Origin of the sequence: Knoellia sp. 3-2P3 (assembly GCF_029223115.1) — a bacterium.
Lineage (GTDB): Bacteria > Actinomycetota > Actinomycetes > Actinomycetales > Dermatophilaceae > Pedococcus_A.
Genome location: NZ_JARGZE010000001.1, coordinates 509272 through 528628 on the forward strand (window position 1 = coordinate 509272; position 19357 = coordinate 528628).

Consider the following 19357-nt stretch of genomic DNA (forward strand, 5'->3'; position numbering starts at 1 on the left):
CCACGCTACGCCCGGCCGACCGACGAGCGGTGCCGTTCGAGGGCCCGCATGACGGGGGTCACCGCGATGCCGTGCACCACGACGCTGAGGACGATGGTGAAGGTCGCCGTCGACCAGAGCCAGCGCTGCTCGGGGAAGGTCGTCTGCCCGAAGGCGTAGGCCAGGTAGTAGACGGTGCCGACCCCCCGGACACCGAAGAACGCGGTGACGAGCCGCTCGCGACGCTCGAGCCGGTCCTTGCGACGGTCGCCCACCCCCCGGGTGCCCACCGACAGCGCCAGCCACCCCGACAGCGGGCGGATGACGAACACCAGGGCGATGCCCAGCAGCGCCCCGCGCCAGTCGAGGTGGGCGAGCAGGCCGTGGGTGAGCCCGATGCCGAGGAACAGCAGGACGAGCAGCGTGAACAGCCGCTCGAGCCGCTCGATGACCTGGTGCATCAGCGCGTGGTAGTCGTGGCTCCGCTCGGCCGAGCGCACCGTCATGGCGCACGCGAACACCGCGAGGAAGCCGTAGCCCCCCACCACCTCGCTGGCGCCGTAGGCCAGCAGCACGGCCGCCAGGGCCATGAGCGGCTCACCCGTCTCCGCCACCCGCAGCGAGCGGGCCCGGGAACGGAAGGCGACGTTGCCGAGGACCCAGCCGACGCCCACGCCCACGAGCACGCCCAGCAGCGTCTTCCCGACCAGCTCCCAGGCCAGCCACTGCAGCCCCCACCCGCTCACCGCGCCCTCGGCCGCGAGGAACACCGCGGCATACACGAAGGGGAAGGCGAGCCCGTCGTTGAGCCCGGCCTCCGAGGTCAGGGCGAAGCGGACCTCGTCCTCCTCGTCGACCTTGTCGGGCGACTCGTCGACGTTCGGGCCCTCGACCTGCACGTCCGAGGCCAGCACCGGGTCGGTCGGGGCGAGGACGGCTCCGAGCAGGAGGGCGGCAGCCGGGGCGATGCCGAGGCCCCACCAGCCGAGGAGGGCGACCCCACCGATGGTCAGGGGCATCGCGATGCCGAGGAGCTTCCAGGTCGAGGACCACCGGCGCCAGCCCGCGCGGTCGCGGAACGACAGCGGGCGGTCGAGCGCCAGCCCCACCCCCATGAGGGCGATGAGGATGGTGACCTCCGTGACGTGCTCGATGACGGCGCGGTGGTCGGCCGGGTCGAAGGGCTCGCCCTCGACGATCGGCAGCAGTCCGATGAGGGCACCCACCCCGACGAGCACCAGCGGGGCGGAGAGCGCGGCCCGCTGCAGCGCGGACGGGAGCACCACAGCCAGCAGCAGGGAGACGCCGCCCACCAGGTAGACGAGGTCTGCCGACATGCGCCCACCCTCTCACCGCGCTCCCCCCGCCGCGCGGCTGGCCCGAGCACAATGGCGGCATGTCCGACGCCCTGGCCTTCACCGTGCGCCCAGCCACCCCCGCCGACTACGCGGCGGTCGGCGAGATCACCGTCCGCGCCTACGTCGAGGACGGGCACCTCCCGCCGGGGCTCGCCTACGCCGAGGTCCTCGCCGATGCCGAGAGCCGGGCACGCGAGGCCGAGCTGTGGGTGGCCGCGGAGGACGGGTCCGGGAGGGTGCTCGGCTCCGTGACCTTCGCCGACCCCGACAGCTCCTACTCCGAGCTGGCCGGACCCGACGAGGGCGAGTTCCGGATGCTCGCCGTGGCCCACGAGGCCCGCGGCCAAGGAGTCGGCGAGGCCCTGGTGCGCCGGTGCATCGACCGGGCGCGGGAGCTCGGGCTCGGCGGCCTGGCCATGTCGACCCAGCCCTCGATGGCGCAGGCCCACCGGGTCTACGAGCGGCTCGGCTTCACCCGGGATCCCGAGCGCGACTGGGAGCCGGTGCCCGGCGTCAGCCTGCTGGCCTACCGCCGGAGGGTGTGAGCGAGCGCGCCCACGCCGGGGCCCGGAGCACGGGCGGCAGGCAGCGGCGAGCCGTGGCGGCGCGCACCCGGCTACCGTGGGGTAGCGTCACGCTGTGCTTCAGGAGAACGCTGGGTGGATCGCGATCGGCGCCATCGCGCTGGTGCTCGCGCTGGCCTGGCTGGTCGCGGCCGCCTCGTCATCGGGGTCGGCCCCCGGCGGGGTGCAACGCGGACGCCGCAGCTGGCGTCGCAGGCCCCACCGCAACGAGTTCCGGCCAGAGGGCCACGCCGAGGGCGACACGTCGCGCCGCCAGGCCGCGATCGTCGTCAACCCCACGAAGTTCGAGGACCTGCCGGCGGTCCGTCGCCGCATCGGCGAGGTCTGCCGCGACCTCGGGTGGGACGAGCCGCGGTTCATCGAGACCACCAAGAAGGACCCGGGGACCGGGCAGGCCAAGGAGGCCCTCGAGCAGGGCGCCACGGTCGTCTGCGCCCTCGGCGGTGACGGCACCGTGCGCGCGGTGGCCGAGGCACTGGTCGGCAGTGAGACGCCGATGGGGCTGCTGCCCGGCGGCACCGGCAACCTGCTGGCCCGCAACCTCGACCTGCCCGTCGACTCGCTCGAGGACGCGGTGCGGGTCGCCCTCACCGGCCAGAACAAGCGGGTCGACGTGGGCCGCCTGACCGTCGACGTGTCCGGCGAGCACGAGCGCCCCGAGTGCCACATCTTCCTCGTCATGGCCGGTCTCGGCTTCGACGCCGCGATCATGGCCGGCGCCCCCGAGAAGCTGAAGGCCAAGGTCGGCTGGCCCGCGTACGTGGTGTCCGGCTTCCGCAACCTGCGCGGCCCGCAGTTCAAGGTGCGCGTCAAGACGGCCGAAGGCGACGAGTTCAGCCGTCGCACCCGCACCGTCGTGATCGGCAACTGCGGCAAGCTGCTCGGCGGCCTGGTGCTCATGCCCGAGGCGGAGGTCGACGACGGCCGGATCGACCTCGTGGCGCTCTCGCCGCAGGGCATCGTCGGGTGGGCGGCCGTCGCCGCCCGGCTCGCCTCCCGCCGCCGCCGGGGGCACCCCCGGGTCGACCACTACACCACCACCGAGGTGCAGGTCCGAGCCGACCGGCCCCAGGAGGTCCAGCTCGACGGCGACCCGATCGGCGAGGCCCGGGCGATCAGTGCGGAGGTGCTGCCCCGCTCGCTGATCGTGCGGGTCGGAGCGGTCGAGTCGTGACCGCCTCCGGGTCGGCGTCGACCGCGAAGTCGGCGCAGCCCCCCGCCACGGGCCGGCCCTCCCGGGGCGTGCGCGCCCTCCGGGCCGTGGCCCTTGCCCTGGCTGCGGCAGTGCCGGTCACCCTGCTCGCCCTGCTGGTCCGCGAGCAGTTCAACCCGCTGATCAGCTTCGACGAGGGCGTCATCCGTCGCACCACCGACTTCACCCGCTCCAACGACCTCGTCGGCTTCTTCGTCGTGGTGCAGGAGGTGACGCAGCCCAAGTGGCTGCACCTGGTCGGCACGCTCGTCTGCCTGTGGGCCTGGCTGGCCAAGGACCTGCGCAACCGCGCGCTGTGGGCGTTCTCGACGCTGATGGTCGGGTGGTTCGTCGGGTGGGCGTCGAAGCTGCTGGTGCAGCGGGCCCGCCCCGTGGTCGACGACCCGGTCTCGCACGCGTCGGGCTACTCGTTCCCGTCCGGGCACGCGCTCAACATCACCGTGTGGTGCTCGGTGCTCGTCTTCCTGCTGTGGCCCCTGCTGTCGCAGACCGCCCGCCGGGTGGCTGTCGGGTTGGCTGCGGTGACGGTCGTCGTCGTCGGCTTCGACCGCATGTTCCTCGGCGCGCACTTCCCCAGTGACGTCCTGGCAGGCATTCTGCTCGGACTTGGCATTACCTTCTCCTCATGGATCGGGTTCATCGGGAAGACGGCCGTGACCTCCTCACCCGGGCCGTCGGCCCCGGCGTAGCCCTCTGGGGCGTGGTGGTCGGCCTCGGGTTGCTCGTCACCGGCCCCCTCGCCGCGCTCGACCGGTGGGAGGACAGCCTCGCTGCCGACTTCAACCGCGCGCGCACGCCGCTGTGGGACACCATCACCGACATCTGGTCGAGGCTGGGGAACACCGAGATCATCATCGCGACCTGCGTGGTGGTCACCGCGGTGCTGCTGTGGCGCACCCGTGACTGGCGGTTCAGCGCCGTCCCGGCGATCGCCATCTCGCTGCAGGCCACCATCTTCGTGCTGGCGGCGCACACGGTGGGTCGGGTCCGTCCCCCGGTGCTCCCGGAGGACCCGTCGCCGCCGACCTCGAGCTTCCCCAGCGGGCACGTCGGGGCCTCCACCGCGCTCTACACCTCGTTCGCCCTCCTCGCCGCCGAGCGGATCGAGCGGCCGTGGCTGCGCCGGCTCGTCATCGGGCTGTGCCTGCTCGTGCCGCTGCTGGTGAGCTACTCGCGGCTCTACCGCGGCGCCCACCACCTGAGCGACGTCCTGGTCGGCATCCTCAACGGGGTGCTCTGCGCCCTGCTCGCCTACGGCTGGTACCGGCACCGGGTCCGCGAGGCGGGCACCCGCACGCCGCAGGCCGAGACCGCCAGCGTCAGCTGAAGAGCGTCTCCCCCCACCAGCCGCCGGGCTCCACGCCGGGCGGGCAGGCGAAGACGGCCGAGCCGTTGTGCTCGATGTACTCGTTGAGCGCGTCCGTGCCGGCCAGCGCCCGCTGCATCGGCACGAACTGCCTGCCGGCGTCACGGCAGAAGGCGATGAAGAACAGGCCCGCGTCGAGGTGGCCGACGCCGTCGCTGCCGTCGGTGAAGTTGTAGCCGCGGCGCAGCAGCCGGACGCCGTCGAGGGTCTCGGGCGAGGCGAGCCGGATGTGCGCCGTCTCGGGGATGGCGGGCTGGCCGTCGGCGCCCTTGGCCGCCAGGTCGACTGTGTCGAACTCCTGCCTCTGGCCGAGCGGTGCGCCGACGCCCTTGGTGCGCCCGATGACCTGCTCCTGCTCCTGCAGGTTGGTGCGGTCCCAGACCTCGACGTGCATCCGGATCCGCCGGGCCACGAGGTAGGAGCCCCCGACCATCCACGAGGTAGCCCCGGGCACGTCCTCCGGCTGCACCCACACGTGCTCGGCCAGCGCCCCGGGGCCCTCGGCCTTGAGGTTGTTGGTGCCGTCCTTGAAGCCGAACAGGTTGCGGGCCGTCACCTGGCTGGTGCTGGTCGAGGAGGTCCGGCCGAAGCCGAGCTGGCTCCACCGCACCGAGACGGTGCCGAAGCCGATCCGCACGAGGTTGCGGATCGCGTGCACCGCCACCTGGGGGTCGTTCGCACAGGCCTGTATGCCGATGTCCCCTCCGCAGCGGGCCGGGTCGAGGTCGTCGCCGCGGAAGGCGGGTAGGTCCGCGAAGCCCTCGGGCAGGCGGTCGGCGAGCCCGAACCGGCCGTCGAAGAGGGACGGGCCGAAGCCGATGGTGATGGTCAGGCCCGAGGCCTCGAGGTCGTAGGCCTCGCCGGTGTCCTCCGGCACGCCGTAGGGCCCGCCGCCGACCACCCCGCCCGGGGCTGCCTCTGCACCCGCGGTCATCCGCTCCGCGGCCCGGGTCCAGGCCCTGAGCGTCTCGACGAGCTGCTCGCGGTCGTCGGTCGTGACGTCGAGGGCCACGAAGTGGAGGCGGTCCTGCGCCGGCGTGGTGATGCCGGCCTGGTGGATGCCGTGGAAGGGCACCGGGGCCGACGGGTCGTGCGCGGCGCCGCCGGCCGCGGCCGGCGAGGGCACGGCGTGGGCCCGCTGCGCGGCATACGTGCCGGCCACCCCGGTGACGGCGCCGGCGAGGGCCGCTCCGGCACCGACCCCGAGCAGGCCCCTGCGGGTGACGCCGTGCTGCTCGTTCACGCAGCCACCACCCCGGCCACCTTGGCGACCTGCTCGCTGACCGCGTCGAGCCTGACGGTCAGGTTCTTGACCTCGTCCTTCGACAGCTCGGTGTAGAGCCGGAAGCCGCGGTCGGTGCGGTGCTCGTCGAGGGCCGCGTCGAGCTCCCTGAACCGCGCGTCGATCGTCGCCAGCAGCTCGGGGTCGCGCTCCTCCAGGGCGGGGCGCAGCGCGTCGATGGCGTCCTTGCAGCCGCGGTAGTTCTCGTCGAAGTCGTAGAGGTCGGTGTGGCTGTAGCGGTCCTCCTCGCCGGTGATCTTGCCGGTGGCGACCTCGTCGAGCAGGGCCTTGGAGCCGTTGGCGAGCTGCAGCGGGTTGAGCTCGACCGCCCTGGCCCTGGCCGCGACGGCCCTGACGTCGGTGAGCAGCTTGTCGGCGACGGCCCCGCTGTCGGGCTGCAGGCCGTCGACCCACAGGTCCTTCTCGAGGCGGTGGTAGCCGGTGAACGCCAGGCCCTCCTCGACGACGTCCTCGCGGCCGTCGATCATCGGGTCGAGGTCGCCGAACGACTCGGCCACCGGCTCGATGCGCTCCCACGGGCCGCGGGCCACGGGGTAGAGCCTCTTGGCCTCCTCGACCCTGCCCGCCTTGACCGCAGTGACGAACGCGGTGGTGCGCGTGAGCAGCTCGTCGGCCTGGGCGCCCACGTACGTCTCGTAGCGTTCCACCGCCTCGGCCAGCTTCGCATCGGTGTCCTGGGCGGCGGCGGTGGCACCGGTGACGGTGAACTCGCCTCGGAGGCCCTCGCCCTTCATGCCCGGCTTGCAGGCGGTCGTGTAGGTGCCCGGCTCGGCCACCTCGACGTGGAAGGTCCGCGTGAGGCCAGGCGTGATGTTCTCCACCTCACCGAGCACCTGGTCACCCTCGCCGAGCAGGTAGAACTCGTTGACCTTGCTGCCCGTGTTGCCGACCGCGAACTCGATGGTCCCGGCGGGCGCGGTGGTCCGGCCGACGGAGCACTCGGTGTCTGTCGCCTCGACGGCGATGGGCCCCTTGCCGCCGGCCGGCTCGCCGGTCGAGTCAGTGCCGCACGCGGCCGTGCCGAGCAGGAGGGCCGCGCCGAGGGCAGCGTGGACGGGGGTGATGCGCATCTGGGCTCCTGGGAAGGTGTCAGCCGCGTGGGCGGGAGGGGGAGAAGCGGGTCAGGCGTCAGGCAGCCTGGGCTGCGGCCGGCTCCGAAGGCCGGGCCGAGGGGCGCGGGCCCTGGGGCCGCAGGAAAAGGGTCAGCACGGTTCCGACGTAGAGCAGCCACGCGACCGCGTGCAGCACCGTGGTGGCCGGGGTGAAGTTGAAGATGCCCTTGAGGAGGGTGGCGTGCCAGGACCCCGGGTCGATGGTGCTCGAGAGGTCGAAGGCCAGGGTGTGCAGCCCGGGGAGGAGGGCCGCCTCCTGGAGGTCGTGGAGGCCGTAGGACAGGATCCCGCCGGCGACGAGGACCAGCAGCACGCCGGTCCAGCGGAAGAACCGCGCGAGGTCGATGCGCACGGCGCCCTGGTAGATCGCCACGCCGAGGCCGATGGCTGCGCCGAGCCCGACGACCCAGCCGAGGAGCGGCTGCACGGTGCCTGCGCCCGCGGCCTGGGCGGTGGCGTAGAAGAAGATCGCGGTCTCCAGGCCCTCGCGGCCCACGCCGAGGAAGCCGACCAGCGCCACGGCCCAGGGGCCGACGTCGAGCGCCCTGTCGAGCCTGCCCTTCAGCTCGCCAGAGATGGTGCGGGCGGCCGAGCGCATCCAGAACACCATTCCCGTGACGAAGGCGACGGCGATGATCGAGGCACTGCCGCCGACGAGCTCCTGGGCCTCGAAGGACAACCGTCGGGTGCCGTAGGTCAGCAACGCGCCCAGCACGACGGACAGGCCGACGGCGACGCCCACCCCCGACCAGACCCACCGCAGCGCCCAGCGGCGGTCGGTCTTGACGAGGAACGCGATGAGGATGACGACGACGAGGGCGGCCTCGAGGCCTTCACGGAGGCCGATGAGGGCGTTGCTGACGAACATGGGATTAAGGTAAGCCTTACCTAACCCATCGCGTCAACCGGGTCCCCTCCCAGCTCGCCGGAGTCGGCCGGCGGTCAGCCGCGCAGGCTGCGCAGCCAGGCACGGGCGTCGGTGAACGCCTCGTCCCGCGTCGCCTCGGAGACCTGCACCGCGGCGCCGTCGGCCCGCGGGTAGGACCCCAGGAACCGCACCTCGGCGCACACGCGCCTGAGCCCCATCAGCGCCTCGCCGACCCGCTCGTCGAGGACGTGGCCCTCGATGTCGATCGAGAAGCAGTAGCGCCCCATCGACTCCTTCGTCGGCCGCGACTCCAGGCGCGACATGTTGATGCCGCGCACGGCGAACTGCTCGAGCAGCTCGAGCAGGCCGCCGGGGTGGTCGTCGCGCTGGTAGAGCACGAGGGTCGTCTTGTCGGCCCCGGTGCGGTCGGGCAGCCGCCCCGGCCTGGCGACGAGCACGAACCGGGTGACCGCCGAGGCCGTGTCGCCGATGTCCTCGGCGAGCACCTCGAGCCCGTGGTTGGCCGCCGCGACCGGCGCACAGACGGCGGCGTCGTATGCCGGGGACTCCCCGGCGCGCAGCCCGGCGGCGGCCGCTGCCGTGGACAGGGTCGGCACGTAGGCCGCGTCGGGGAGGTGGGCCGCCATCCAGCCACGCACCTGGGCCCAGGCGTGGCTGTGGGTGCCGACGCCGCGGACGTCCGCGAGCGGCACCCCGGGTCGGGTCGCGAGGACGAAGGTGATCGGCACGAGCACCTCGCCGGTGACCACGAGCGGCTCGCCGCTGGCCAGCGCGTCGAGGGTTGCGCTGACCCCGCCCTCGACCGAGTTCTCGATGGGCACCATCGCGGCGTCGATGTCGCCGGAGCGCAGGGCGCCCAGGGCCGCGTCCACCGACCCGAAGGGCAGCTGCTGCCCACCCCGGGCGGGCGCCCAGGCGTGCAGCGCCATCTGGGTGAAGGTGCCCTCGGGCCCGAGGTAGCCGTAGCGGGTGGGCGTCTCAGCAGGCGGCACGGACGGTCAGGCCTTTCGCGAGCCGGTGCGGGCAGCGGCCAGCGCCTGCTGCTCCTCGGGGGTCAAGGTGGCGTCGCTGCCGCCGCCGACCACGCCCTTGGCATAGGTGCGCGACTCGCCCCGGGCGTGGATCGAGCTGAAGACGAGGCCGTCGCCGTGGTCGTCGACCACCGCGGCACTGAAGGACAGCCGGCCGCCCATGTCGCCGAACGCGTCGTAGCGCACGACCGCGACGTGGCGCAGCGCCTGCTCGAGGTCCGAGCGCAGCGCCGCGAGGTCGCCGGCGCCCACGGGACGGGCGTGGCTCAGCCTGCGCACCTCCTCGCCCAGCCGGTTGACGCGGCGCAGCGCCAGGGCGAGCCCGGCCACGAGGAACACCACCAGCACACCTGCGGCGAGTCCCAGCAGGGTCGTGGCGGTGTCCGACAGGTGCACGCGTGCAGCCTATGCAACGAGCGCTCGATAGGGTCGCGGCGACATGGAACTCGACCTCGCAGTGGCAGCGATCGTCTTCGGCACCATCTTCGTCGTCGAGCTGCCCGACAAGACCTTCATCGCCACCCTGGTGCTCTCCACCCGGTTCCGGCCGCTGCTGGTGTGGCTCGGCGTCACGGCGGCGTTCCTCCTCCAGACCCTCGTCGCGGTCCTCGTGGGCGGCCTGCTCGCGCAGCTGCCACGCACCCCCGTGCAGGTCGTCGCGGCGCTGATGTTCCTCGTCGGCGGCATCCTCCTGCTCCGCGGGGCGGGCAGGGCCGACGAGGAGGAGGCCGAGACCGAGGAGGAGTTCTCCCACAAGGGCGCCGCCACGGCGACCGGGCTCAAGGCCGTGGCCACCAGCTTCGTCGTGCTGTTCCTCGCCGAGTGGGGCGACCTGTCGCAGCTCTTCACCGCCTCGATGGTGCTGCGCTACGAGGACCCGCTGTCGGTCTTCGTCGGCGCCTTCGGCGCGCTGGCCGCCGTGTCGGCACTGGCCGCCCTGCTCGGGCGGGCGCTGCTGGCCAAGGTGCACCTGTCGACCATCCGGCGCATCGGCGGCACCGTCTGCCTCGTCATCGCCGCGGTCAGCATCCTCGAGGTCCTCGGCGTCATCGGCGGCTGACCGGCACCGCGCCCGGCCGCCCGTGGGGGCGGTGGCCGTGTTCGTGGCCTTGGGGGTGGTGCGGGTGACCGTGCGTGCGCAGCGGGATGGTGCGGCTGAGCGACCACCCCACGAGGGCGAGGGCGAGCAGCGACCCGAAGGTGTCGGCGTTCTGCAGCACCCGGCCGGGGAACTCCGGCCAGGTCGGCTGGTTGAGCCAGCTGATGCCCCACCACGGCATCCGGCAGAGGAACCAGCCGGTCAGCACCGCCGCAGCCAGCAGCCGCCTGCGGTCGCGCAGCGGGTCGGACCCGAGCACGGCGAAGATGACGACGACCATCCAGTGGAGGTGGTGGATCCACGCCACCGGTGAGAGCAGCACCGCCATCAGGCCCACGATGGCGACCTCGCTGATCGAGTCGCCGGCGAGCCAGGCGCGGCGGGCGAGGTGGAAGCCGATGACCCCGACCACGGCCACGCAGGCCAGCCAGAGCACGGTGCCGGCCGTGCCGTCGGGGCCGACCCGCAGCAGGAACCCGCGCAGGCTCTGGTTGGACGTGCCCATGTTGGGCCCGAGCCGGTTGGGGTCCTGGAGGGCACCGCCCCAGAAGGCGAACGACGCCTCGGGCAGCACCACCCAGGTTCCCAGCGTGACGGCCACGGCGGTGCCGACGGCGGTGGCGGCTTCGCGCCAGCGGCGGTTGACCAGGTAGTGCACGACGAAGACACCCGGGGTCAGCTTGATCGACATGGCGAGCCCGACGAGCACGCCCGGCGGCACGCGGCGCAGCACGCCGGGCCGCGGGCGGCGCAGGTCCATGAGGCAGGCCAGCACCATGAAGGCGTTGACCTGGCCGAACCGGATGCCGTCGGCCACCGGGTGCAGCCACAGCATCGGCGCCGCCAGCAGGGCCAGGGCGATCGGCACCCCGGTGCCGGTGCGGTGGATCAGGCGCCAGCCGGCATACCAGACGATCGCGGCGGTGGCCGCGACCTGGGCGGCGGTCCACAGCCAGCCGACGGCGCCGAAGGGCAGGAACGCCAGGGGGATCGCGATGACGGCGGCGAACGGCGGGTAGGTGAACGGCAGCAGCTGGGGGGCCTCGGTCATCGCCGAGTAGACCGGGCGCCCCGTGAGCACCGACACCCCGGCCTCGCGGTAGACCTCGACGTCGACCTGCCACTGGTCGATGGGCCAGAAGACGAGGTAGCGCAGGACCACCGGCAGCGCGGCGAGCAGCACGAGCGCGGCGGCGAGTCCCCAGCGGCCGCCGGCGGGCCAGCGGCACACTGCACGCCAGGCAGGGGCAAGGCTGCGGGGGACGGAGGTCACGCGCCCATTGTTGCGTGTGGCCGTGGTCGTAGCCTGTACCCCGTGATCCGCCGTGCCCTCCTCCTGCTCGCCGGCCTCCTCGTCCTCCTCGGTGTGGCCGCACCGGCGTCGGCAGCACCGGTGGGTCGAGTCGCGTCGGCGCAGGTCCCGGCCGCGGCGGCGGACGCCAGCCCGGTCGTCCTCATCGGGACCGGCGGCATCACCTGGACCGACGTCTCGCCGGAGCAGACCCCGGCGCTGTGGTCGTTCCTGCGGGACGGCTCGAGCGCGGCCCTGTCGGTGCGCTCGGTCAACACCAACACCTGCCCGGTCGACGGCTGGCTGTCGCTGTCAGCAGGACAGCGCGCCGCCGCTCCGGGTCCGGGCGGGTCGCCCGAGCGCAGCAAGACCGACCCGTGCCCGCCCATCCCGGCCGTCGAGAGCGGCTTCGTCCCCGGCTGGAACGACTACGTGCGTGCGGCCGCCGCCAAGAAGTTCGACTCGCGGCCGGGCCTGTTCGGCGAGCACCTGGCCAGCAACGGCACGTGCGTGCAGGCGGTCGGCCCCGGTGGCGGCGTGGGGGCGGCGCTCACCAGTGGCGCGGTCCCCCGGTATGCCGCGTTCGCGCCGGAGTCGCTGACCGGCGCCCTCGCGAGCTGCCCGGTCACGCTCGTCGACGTGGGCTCCGTCCGTGACCCGGAGGAGGTGGCCGAGGGCGAGAAGGCGCCGGCCACCAGCCGGGCCGAGCAGGTCAAGGCCGTCGACGCCCGCATCCAGCAGGTGCTCGAGGCGGCCCCCGGCGGGGCCGACATCGTCGTGGCCAGCCTCTCGGACGCCGGCGCCCAGGAACGGCTCCGCCTGGTGGCCGCCAAGGGGCCGCACTACGGCAGCGGGACGCTGAAGTCGGCCTCCACCCGCCAGACCGGTCTCGTGCAGGCCGCCGACCTGACGGTCACGCTGATCTCGGCAGCCGGCGTCGAGGTCCCCCGCGAGCTCGGCGGCAAGCCGCTGCACCGGGTACCTGCCGACAGCAACGCCGAGAGCCTCGCGCAGGAGCGGCTGCGCGCCCTCGTCGACTACGACCAGGCCTCGCACGAGGTCCACTCCCTCGTGCCACCGTTCTTCAACGCCGTTGTCTACAGCCAGCTCGCGATCTACGCCCTGGTGCTGGTGGTCTGGAAGCGCGACTTCGGCTCGGCCGAGACCCGCACGCGGCTGCTGCGCACCGTGCGCGTGGTCGGCGTGGCGGCGGCAGCGGTGCCGGCCGCGACGTTCCTGGCCAACCTGCTGCCGTGGTGGCGCTTCCCGGTGCCGATGCTGGCCGTGGTGGCGAGCGTCGCCCTCTTCGTCACGGCGATCTCGACCATCGCCCTGCTCGGACCGTGGGGCCGGTCGCTGCTGGGGCCGATGGCCGCGGTGTCGGCCGCCACCATGGCCGTGCTCGCCCTCGACGTCATGACCGGGTCGCGCCTGCAGCTGTCGTCGCTCATGGGCCTGCAGCCGGTCGTGGGCGGGCGCTACTACGGCATGGGCAACACGACCTTCGCCCTCTTCGGCACCGCGACGATCCTGCTCTGCATCGCCGTCTCCGACCACTTCGTCCGGAGGGGCCAGACGGTGCTGGCAGCCGTCGCCGTGGCGACCGTCGGGCTCGGTGCGGTCTTCGTCGACGGTGCGCCGTTCTGGGGGGCCGACGGCGGCGGGCCGCCAGCCCTGCTGCCCGGGCTCGCCTACCTCGTGCTGGCGATCCTCGGAGTGCGCATGACCTGGCGGCGCGGGGCGATCATCGGCGGCGTCACCGCCGGGCTGTTCCTGCTCGTCGCGTTCCTCGACAGCCTGCGCGCGCCGGACAGCCAGTCGCACCTCGGGCGGTTCTTCGACTCGATCATCAACGGCGGCGCCCTCGACATCATCGTGAGGAAGGGCCAGCAGAACCTGTCGATCCTCTTCGGCAACTACAAGCTGGCCCTGCTCGTGCCGGTCGCCCTGGTGTTCGTCATCTACGTGCTGGCGCGGCCGACCTCGTGGGGCTCGCGGGCGCTGCAGCGGTCCTTCGACAGCGCGCCGACCCTGCGGCCGGGCCTGATCGCCCTGCTCGTCACACTGACCATCGGGTTCCTCATCAACGACTCCGGCGTCGCGATCCCCGCCAACGGGGCGCTGATCGCCGTGCCCCTGATCATCACCGTGGCGGTGGGGACGCTGCTGGACGAGGCTCGGATGACCGGCGCGACGCGCGCCGCCAGGCGACGGTGAGGGCAACCCACAGCCCCAGCACGGCATACGGCGCCACCCGCCGACGCACGGTGAGGGTCACGTCCTCGACCGTGGGGGTCATGGCCACCACCCGGCCCGGCACGTAGGCGACCGCCATGACCGCCAGGCGCGCGAGCAGCACGTAGTCGAGCACCCCGGCGGCGAGCACCGGCAGCGTCGCCCACGTCAGCTGGTCGTACCAGGGCAGCGAGTACGGCGCGCTCAGCGCGTAGGCAGTGGAGAGCACGAACGCCCAGCGGGCCCCCGCCCCGGTCACCGTCGCCGGGGCCGCGTCGACGGTGAGCCGCCACAGCAGCAGCACGAACGCGGCGAAGAGCACCGTGGCCAGCGCGAAGACCAGGCTGCGCACGGTCGAGGACGGCAGCGGACCCGTGAGGAGCTCGACGACGAGCCGCCAGGGCGTGGCCAGCGACACCGAGCGGCGAGCCCGCCCGAGCTGGTCGAAGACGTGCGGGCCAGCCCACAGGTGCAGGGGCACGGCCACGGCGAGGGCGGCCGCGGCATACGCGGCCACCCGCCGCACGAGCCCGTCGCGCTGGTGCTGCACCCAGGCGAGCACCACGGCCAGGCCGACGACGCCGTAGGTGATCTTCGTGCTCACGGCGAGGCCGCTGAGGGCGCCAGCGGCCCAGGGGCTGCGGGCCGCCGTCACCAGCGCGGCCAGGGCCAGGGCCGCGGCGACGACGTCGAGGTGCGCCCCGAGCACCCCCACGCCGAAGACGAGCGGGTTGGCGATCCACAGGGTGTCGGCTCGGCGGGGGTCGACGGCCGCCCGGAGCAGCAACCAGCGCACGGCGAGCCAGGCCACGACGGTGACGACCTGCCAGACCCACACGGTCTGGCGCATGCTCTCGCCACCGACCAGCGAGGTCAGCAGCTGCAGCAGGGTCGCGAAGGGACCGTAGACGCTCACCGTCTCCGTCCACGGCGGCTCGACCGCGCCGGTGACCGGGTCGGCGCCCCCGGCCCACGCCTCGGGCGGCACGAGGTAGGGGTCGCCGCCCTGCGCCGCGATCCGCCCGTAGGCCGCGTAGTTGGTGTGGTCGGCCGAGCCGAACGGCCCGGTCAGCAGGGCGCCGGCGGCCAGCACGAGGGGCCAGCGCCACGACCGGGCCCGGGCGGGCGGGCGCCACAGCGCGAGCGCGACGCCCACGGCGCCGAGCAGGTATGCCGCCCACAGCAGGGCGGTGACCACGGCCGAGGACGGCGCCCAGGCCAGCTCACCGGGCGCCCAGCCGCGCGGCCCGAGAGGTGGTTTGGCGGCGCTGGGGCCGAAGAGTCCCACCGCGAGGAGGAGGGCGAACGAGGTCACGAGCGCGACACGCCCGGTCAGCGCCGCCGCGTTGCCCCACCCACGGTTCGAGGTATTACCGCCCGAGGTTCCCCGGCGTGGATACCTCGACCCGGGTGGGGTGGGGGCCCCCGCAGTCTCCATCAGCGTCCGACGCGACGGCGGAGCCTGCGCCGGGCAAGGGCCAGGGCGACGTCGCGGTACTGCCGGGCGCGGTGCAGCTGGCCGCGCCAGTCGGAGCCGCTCACCCGGTGGTGCAGCTCGCAGGGCACCTCGAGCACGCGCATCCCGGCCAGGAGCACGTCGACGGTCAGGCCGACCTCCACGCCCCAGCCCCGGGCCAGCGGGCTGGCCGCGTCGAAGGCCTCCCGCGAGAGGCACCGCATGCCCGAGAGGGGCTGCACCGCCCGGAACCCGGTGAGGTGCTCGATGCCGCGCCGGGCCAGGCGCACCACGAAGCCACGGCCACCCCCGGGCGACTTCTGTGGGGGCAGCGTGGCGATGGTCATGTCCGCCCGTCCCTCGGTGACCGGCGGCACCAGCACGCCGAGGTTGGCGGCCGAGGCCTCGAGGTCGCCGTCGACGAAGAGCAGCGGCCGACGGGCAGCCGGGTCGCCCACCCGGCCCTCCCGCTCCTCGTACCGGGTGACGTGGCCCGCCCCGGTCGTCATCGCCGCCGCCTTGCCGCGGTTGCGGGCGTGGCGCACGACCTCGGCCCCCGCCTCGCGGGCGAGCGCGGCGGTGGCGTCCGAGCTGCCGTCGTCGACGACCACCACGAGGTCGACACCCTCGATGCCGCGGACGGCACGGACGGTGGCGGCGATCCGGGCGGCCTCGTCCTTGGCGGGGATGACGGCTGCGACGGGAGGGGCGCTCATGTCCTCAGCCTCTCGGGACGCGGGCTCGGCCGACGGCGCGACGCGCCGTCAGCGCAGCGTCACCTGCCGGCTGAGCAGCCCCGAGCGGGCCCGGCGCTCCTCGGCGGTGAGGGAGTCCTTCGAACCCACGGCCGCGGCATACCGGCCGGCGAAGGCTGCGAGCTCGTCCTCGTAGTCGGCGGCCTCCTTCTCGGGGTCGAGGTCCCAGACCGGCACGAGCAGGCCGCAGGCGCGGAACGCGCCGAGCAGGCGGGTCCCCTCACCGAGCCCGCTCTCACCGGCCGCGTGCAGGCGGGCCAGGGCATCGGTGGCGACGTCCTCGTCCTCCGGCAGCACGAGCCGGATGTGGGTGCGCTCCCCGATGCGCACCCAGTAGGCCGAGGGCGCCGACGACATCCGCGTCGTCGGCACGATCGACTCGTTGGCCCGCTCCAGCGAGGCCTGTCCCTCGGCGTCGAGCTCGCTGTCGCCGACCCAGAACTCGAAGCCCTCGTGCACGGTCACGTCGAAGTCGGTCTCCGCGTCGAGCAGGTCCTGCAGGCGCGGGGTCTCGGCAGTGGCCTGCGGGACGGCCGTGACCGGGGTGCCCTGCTCGGCGGCGGCGGCTGCCAGCAGCGACGCAGCGAGGTCGCGGGAGGCGTCACCGGAGGCCGAGCCCGACTGGGTGCCGATGAACACGGTGCCGTCGGCGCGGTGCAGGCCGGGCCAGGCCAGCGGCAGCACCGTCGCGACGGTCGCCTCGGCGGGAGCACCCTCGGGCGCCCTGCCCTCGGCGAAGCGGACGGTCGCGGTGGCTGCGGGCAGGATCTCGCGCATGGCAACCCAGTCGGTCTCGTTCGGCAGGCCCGCGAACGGGCGCGCCACGAACGGCGCCGGCTCGACCCGGGTCTTGCGGCTGGACTGGTCTGCGGTGACGCCGTGCTTGCGGCGGCGAGATGCCTTACCCATGGGGCAAACCCTAGTGGGCGCGTGGAGAGGCGCCGGTCAGCGGCTGCGGCGGCGCGACGGGCCGCCGAGAGAGGCCCACACGGTGCTGCCGTAGCGGTCCTCCGCGACGCCCCACTCGTGCGCGAGGCTGCGCACGATGCGCAGGCCGCGGCCGGAGGGCGCCCACACGGTGCGCGGTGCCGGGTGGGGCACGGTGTCTCCGCCCCCGTCGGTCACCTCGACCTCGACGACCCCGGCCTTGACCTTCCAGTGGACCCGCAGGCTGCCGTCGCCCAGTGGGCGGGCGTGGCGGATCGCGTTGGAGACCAGCTCGGAGACGACGATCTCGGACTCGTCGATCGTGACGGTGGCGATGCCGCGCTCGCGCAGGTCGTTGACGACCGTGCGGCGCACGAGGGAGACCGACGAGGCGCTCCACGGGACCCGGATGGTGCGGGAGGCGTCCCCAGAGGCGCCCGGCTGCGAGGCGAGACCCGGCGCCGGAGCAGGGGTCACCGACGAAGCGGTCCTCCCCTGGTTGGTCACCTCGTACCCCCTAGCGCCGTGCGGTTCTGGGGATGAGCCTACCGAGTGGTCTGCAGGGCGTCGACCACCAGATTGGGACGATTGCTGATAATTGCGTCGACACCGAGCTCCAGGCAGAGGCGCACGTCCTCGGGCTCGTCCACGGTCCACACGTAGACCTCGTGGCCTCGGGCGTGCTGGCGCTCGACCGTCTGGGGCCACCGGCGCACGATCTTGATGTCCAGCCCAGCCGTGTGGATGCCTCGGGGGAGGGACCCGTCGCGGAAGCGCAGGGGCACCACCTCGTGCATGAGGTAGACCGTGGGGACGTGCGGGCACAGCTGGCGCATCCGCTGCACGGCGAGCTGCGAGAACGACATCATCCGTACCCAGTGGTCCCCCGGCTGCCGAGGCGTGTCGAGCCCGAACTCGGCCAGCATCCGGGCGAGCTGCCGCTCGACGAGCCCGGCGTACCGGGTCGGGTGCTTGGTCTCGATCGTCAGGCCGAGGGGGCGCTCGGAGGCCGTGACCGCGCTCAGCAGCCGGCGCAGGGTGAGCAGCCGGTTGCGGTGGTGGTCGGGCATCTCGCTGTCGCCGGCGTGCTGCGCCTTCCACGAGCCCCAGTCCAGGCCCTCGAGCTCGGCGAGCTCCAGCGTCGAGACGATGCCGCGGCCGTTGGAGGTGCGGTTCACTCGTCGGTCGTGCACGCAGACCAGGTGGGAGTCGGCGGTGAGCCGGACGTCGCACTCGAGGGCGTCGGCGCCCTCGTCGATGGCCCGCAGGTAGGCGGACAGCGTGTGCTCGGGTTCGGCGCTGCTCGATCCCCGGTGGGCGATCACGAGGGGCCGATGCCGCGTGGCTCCATCATTGGGCACGGCCGATATCGTGCCACCCCCGGCGGCCGAACGCCGCATCTCCGGGGGAACTTTGTACCGATCTCCCCCGGACGGACGATGGGAAGTCACCAGATCGTCGCCCTCCCGTCGTGGATCGTGGGGCCGGCGGGTGGAGGGGTCGGCCCCCGCGGTGACGCGGTGCGGCAGAGTGTCCGCGTGCGACACACGGCAGCACTCCCCGGCACCACGACGTGCCCGGGCACTCACACGGTGGCCGGCCGGGTCGTTCCATGCCTGTGACGCTGCCTGCCTTCCAGACGCTCGTGGACGCCCACTGGCGCGACGTCGCCCGTCTCGCGCACGCCCTGGCCGGGCCCGTCGACGGTGACGACGTCGCGCAGCAGGCGTGGCTGCAGGCGCTGGCGGCCTACCCCCGGCTGCAGTCGAGCCGGAACCTGCGCAGCTGGCTGCTGACCATCACGCACCGCTGCGCCATGGACGCCCACCGTGCCCGGGGGCGCCGGGCGGTGCCGAGCGACGACGTGGCCGCGCTGGGCGGGGGCGGCCTGGTCGCCGGGCCGGAGACCGGCCTTCCCGACACCGGCCTGTGGAAGCGCGTGGCCGACCTGCCGGAACGGCAGCGGCAGGCGGTGGTGCTGAAGTACGTCGCCGACCTCGACCACCCCGCGATCGCGCAGGCCCTGGAGACGACACCGACGATGAGCCGGCGGCTGGTCAGCGACGGCCTGGCCGCCCTGAGGAGGGATCTGCCGTGAGGGAACCCGAGGACCAGCTGGCCGCGTTCGCTCCGGAGGTGCGGCCCCCGACACTGCCGGCGAGCGACGTGTCGTACGTCGTCGAGGACACCGCGATCGGCCGGATGCTGCTGGCGGCCGATGCGTCCGGAGCCCTGGTGGCCAGCACGTTCGTGCCCGACGAGCTCTCGGAGTCGGCGCTGCTCGACAGGCTGAGCCGGGTCATCTCACCGCGGGTGCTGCGCCAGCCCCGCGAGCTCGACGAGGTACGCCGTGAGCTCGATGCCTTCCTCGCCGGGCGCCGCCACCGCTTCACGGTGCGGACCGGTCTCGCACTGGCAAGCCCGTTCCAGCGGGTGGTGCTGCCCCGCCTCGCCGCGACGGTGGGCTACGGACAGACGGCGACGTACGGCTCGCTCGCGCGCGCCGTGGAGCGGCCGTCGGCCTCACGTGCCGTCGGCGCCGCCCTGGGCGCGAACCCCCTGTGCGTCGTGCTCCCGTGCCACCGCGTGGTTGCCGCCTCCGGCGCCCTGACCGGGTATGCCGGTGGGCTGGCTGCCAAGCGCTACCTCCTGGACCTCGAGAGGAGGGAGAGCAGGGCCGGGCGGGCGGACGACCCGGTCGATGCAGACCGCTAGGGCTGTCTAGGAAACCGGCAAGAGTGCCGTAGCGAGCACTCGAC

At 73.7% G+C, this 19357-nt stretch carries 20 protein-coding genes; 8 read left to right on the forward strand and 12 right to left on the reverse strand.

Annotation, left to right across the window (positions count from 1 at the left end; translation table 11 throughout):
* Positions 1–5: 5 nt before the first annotated feature.
* Complete coding sequence (locus P0Y31_RS02455) at positions 6–1316, reverse strand: cation:proton antiporter (protein ID WP_275866480.1); 1311 nt, start codon at positions 1314–1316, stop codon at positions 6–8.
* Positions 1317–1375: 59 nt separating this feature from the next.
* On the opposite strand from P0Y31_RS02455, the gene P0Y31_RS02460 reads away from it, so the two are divergent.
* The 4 genes from P0Y31_RS02460 to P0Y31_RS02475 all read left to right on the forward strand — a co-directional run bounded on the left by P0Y31_RS02460 (position 1376) and on the right by P0Y31_RS02475 (position 4461).
* Positions 1376–1882, forward strand: coding sequence for a GNAT family N-acetyltransferase (locus P0Y31_RS02460; RefSeq protein ID WP_275866481.1), 507 nt, complete (start codon positions 1376–1378; stop codon positions 1880–1882).
* A 94-nt stretch (positions 1883–1976) separates the two neighbouring features.
* Positions 1977–3095 (forward strand): diacylglycerol kinase family protein, encoded by a 1119-nt coding sequence (locus P0Y31_RS02465; RefSeq protein ID WP_275866482.1) that lies wholly within the window; start codon positions 1977–1979, stop codon positions 3093–3095.
* Complete coding sequence (locus tag P0Y31_RS02470) at positions 3092–3823, forward strand: phosphatase PAP2 family protein (protein ID WP_275866483.1); 732 nt, start codon at positions 3092–3094, stop codon at positions 3821–3823. Before P0Y31_RS02465 ends, P0Y31_RS02470 begins: the two co-directional genes overlap by 4 nt.
* Positions 3760–4461, forward strand: coding sequence for a phosphatase PAP2 family protein (locus P0Y31_RS02475; protein ID WP_275866484.1), 702 nt, complete (start codon positions 3760–3762; stop codon positions 4459–4461). Before P0Y31_RS02470 ends, P0Y31_RS02475 begins: the two co-directional genes overlap by 64 nt.
* Here the strand turns inward: P0Y31_RS02475 and efeB are convergent.
* The 5 genes from efeB to P0Y31_RS02500 form a co-directional block, all read right to left on the reverse strand.
* Positions 4454–5743 carry an iron uptake transporter deferrochelatase/peroxidase subunit gene (gene efeB / locus P0Y31_RS02480; RefSeq protein ID WP_275866485.1) on the reverse strand — a complete coding sequence of 430 codons (1290 nt, stop codon included), beginning with the start codon at positions 5741–5743 and terminating at the stop codon, positions 4454–4456. The genes P0Y31_RS02475 and efeB overlap by 8 nt on opposite strands.
* Positions 5740–6873, reverse strand: coding sequence for an iron uptake system protein EfeO (gene efeO, locus P0Y31_RS02485; RefSeq protein ID WP_275866486.1), 1134 nt, complete (start codon positions 6871–6873; stop codon positions 5740–5742). The genes efeB and efeO overlap by 4 nt, the downstream gene beginning before the upstream one ends.
* A 58-nt stretch (positions 6874–6931) precedes the next feature.
* Positions 6932–7783: an iron uptake transporter permease EfeU gene (efeU, locus tag P0Y31_RS02490; protein ID WP_275866487.1), complete on the reverse strand. Its 852-nt coding sequence runs from the start codon at positions 7781–7783 to the stop codon at positions 6932–6934.
* Positions 7784–7857: 74 nt separating this feature from the next.
* Positions 7858–8796: a prephenate dehydratase gene (gene pheA / locus P0Y31_RS02495; protein ID WP_275866488.1), complete on the reverse strand. Its 939-nt coding sequence runs from the start codon at positions 8794–8796 to the stop codon at positions 7858–7860.
* A gap of 6 nt (positions 8797–8802) precedes the next feature.
* Complete coding sequence (locus P0Y31_RS02500) at positions 8803–9231, reverse strand: DUF4446 family protein (RefSeq protein ID WP_275866489.1); 429 nt, start codon at positions 9229–9231, stop codon at positions 8803–8805.
* 43 nt (positions 9232–9274) lie between these two features.
* Between P0Y31_RS02500 and P0Y31_RS02505 the strand changes: the two genes are divergently transcribed.
* The gene (locus P0Y31_RS02505; RefSeq protein WP_275866490.1) at positions 9275–9895 is read left to right on the forward strand and encodes a TMEM165/GDT1 family protein; all 621 of its coding nucleotides are present in this window, start codon (positions 9275–9277) and stop codon (positions 9893–9895) included.
* On the opposite strand, the gene P0Y31_RS02510 is transcribed toward P0Y31_RS02505, so the two are convergent.
* Positions 9882–11207 carry a glycosyltransferase 87 family protein gene (locus P0Y31_RS02510; RefSeq protein WP_275866491.1) on the reverse strand — a complete coding sequence of 442 codons (1326 nt, stop codon included), beginning with the start codon at positions 11205–11207 and terminating at the stop codon, positions 9882–9884. The two genes, P0Y31_RS02505 and P0Y31_RS02510, sit on opposite strands and share 14 nt — an antisense overlap.
* Before the next feature lie 42 nt (positions 11208–11249).
* Here P0Y31_RS02510 and P0Y31_RS02515 point away from each other — a divergent pair, with 42 nt between their 5' ends.
* Positions 11250–13442: a hypothetical protein gene (locus P0Y31_RS02515; RefSeq protein WP_275866492.1), complete on the forward strand. Its 2193-nt coding sequence runs from the start codon at positions 11250–11252 to the stop codon at positions 13440–13442.
* Here P0Y31_RS02515 and P0Y31_RS02520 read toward each other — a convergent pair.
* The 5 genes from P0Y31_RS02520 to P0Y31_RS02540 form a co-directional block, all read right to left on the reverse strand.
* Entirely contained in the window at positions 13369–14775 is a 1407-nt protein-coding gene (locus P0Y31_RS02520; RefSeq protein ID WP_275866493.1) for a glycosyltransferase 87 family protein, read from the reverse strand. The genes P0Y31_RS02515 and P0Y31_RS02520 overlap by 74 nt on opposite strands.
* Positions 14776–14897: 122 nt before the next feature.
* Positions 14898–15632 carry a glycosyltransferase gene (locus P0Y31_RS02525; RefSeq protein WP_275866494.1) on the reverse strand — a complete coding sequence of 245 codons (735 nt, stop codon included), beginning with the start codon at positions 15630–15632 and terminating at the stop codon, positions 14898–14900.
* 48 nt (positions 15633–15680) lie between these two features.
* On the reverse strand, positions 15681–16580 hold the full coding sequence (locus P0Y31_RS02530; protein ID WP_275866495.1) for a DUF5926 family protein: 900 nt from the start codon (positions 16578–16580) through the stop codon (positions 15681–15683).
* 36 nt (positions 16581–16616) lie between these two features.
* Positions 16617–17105, reverse strand: a complete 489-nt coding sequence (locus tag P0Y31_RS02535; RefSeq protein WP_345803604.1) for an ATP-binding protein — start codon at positions 17103–17105, stop codon at positions 16617–16619.
* Between the two features lie 38 nt (positions 17106–17143).
* A complete protein-coding gene (locus P0Y31_RS02540; RefSeq protein WP_275866496.1) occupies positions 17144–17959 on the reverse strand; it encodes a glycerophosphodiester phosphodiesterase family protein in 816 nt (271 codons plus the stop codon).
* A gap of 251 nt (positions 17960–18210) precedes the next feature.
* Here P0Y31_RS02540 and P0Y31_RS02545 point away from each other — a divergent pair, with 251 nt between their 5' ends.
* Both P0Y31_RS02545 and P0Y31_RS02550 read left to right on the forward strand, forming a co-directional pair.
* A complete protein-coding gene (locus tag P0Y31_RS02545) occupies positions 18211–18696 on the forward strand; it encodes a sigma-70 family RNA polymerase sigma factor (RefSeq protein WP_275866497.1) in 486 nt (161 codons plus the stop codon).
* Complete coding sequence (locus P0Y31_RS02550) at positions 18693–19313, forward strand: methylated-DNA--[protein]-cysteine S-methyltransferase (RefSeq protein WP_275866498.1); 621 nt, start codon at positions 18693–18695, stop codon at positions 19311–19313. Before P0Y31_RS02545 ends, P0Y31_RS02550 begins: the two co-directional genes overlap by 4 nt.
* Positions 19314–19357 lie beyond the last annotated feature (44 nt).

What these genes read in the sequence shown, in the direction of transcription:
- efeO (WP_275866486.1), bottom strand. Translation starts at nt 6,873, where the DNA reads ATGCGCATCACCCCCGTCCACGCTGCCCTCGGCGCGGCCCTCCTGCTC.
- P0Y31_RS02530 (WP_275866495.1), bottom strand. Translation starts at nt 16,580, where the DNA reads ATGGGTAAGGCATCTCGCCGCCGCAAGCACGGCGTCACCGCAGACCAG.
- P0Y31_RS02505 (WP_275866490.1), top strand. Translation starts at nt 9,275, where the DNA reads ATGGAACTCGACCTCGCAGTGGCAGCGATCGTCTTCGGCACCATCTTC.
- P0Y31_RS02525 (WP_275866494.1), bottom strand. Translation starts at nt 15,632, where the DNA reads ATGAGCGCCCCTCCCGTCGCAGCCGTCATCCCCGCCAAGGACGAGGCC.
- P0Y31_RS02460 (WP_275866481.1), top strand. Translation starts at nt 1,376, where the DNA reads ATGTCCGACGCCCTGGCCTTCACCGTGCGCCCAGCCACCCCCGCCGAC.
- P0Y31_RS02455 (WP_275866480.1), bottom strand. Translation starts at nt 1,316, where the DNA reads ATGTCGGCAGACCTCGTCTACCTGGTGGGCGGCGTCTCCCTGCTGCTG.
- efeU (WP_275866487.1), bottom strand. Translation starts at nt 7,783, where the DNA reads ATGTTCGTCAGCAACGCCCTCATCGGCCTCCGTGAAGGCCTCGAGGCC.
- P0Y31_RS02475 (WP_275866484.1), top strand. Translation starts at nt 3,760, where the DNA reads ATGGATCGGGTTCATCGGGAAGACGGCCGTGACCTCCTCACCCGGGCC.
- P0Y31_RS02545 (WP_275866497.1), top strand. Translation starts at nt 18,211, where the DNA reads ATGCCTGTGACGCTGCCTGCCTTCCAGACGCTCGTGGACGCCCACTGG.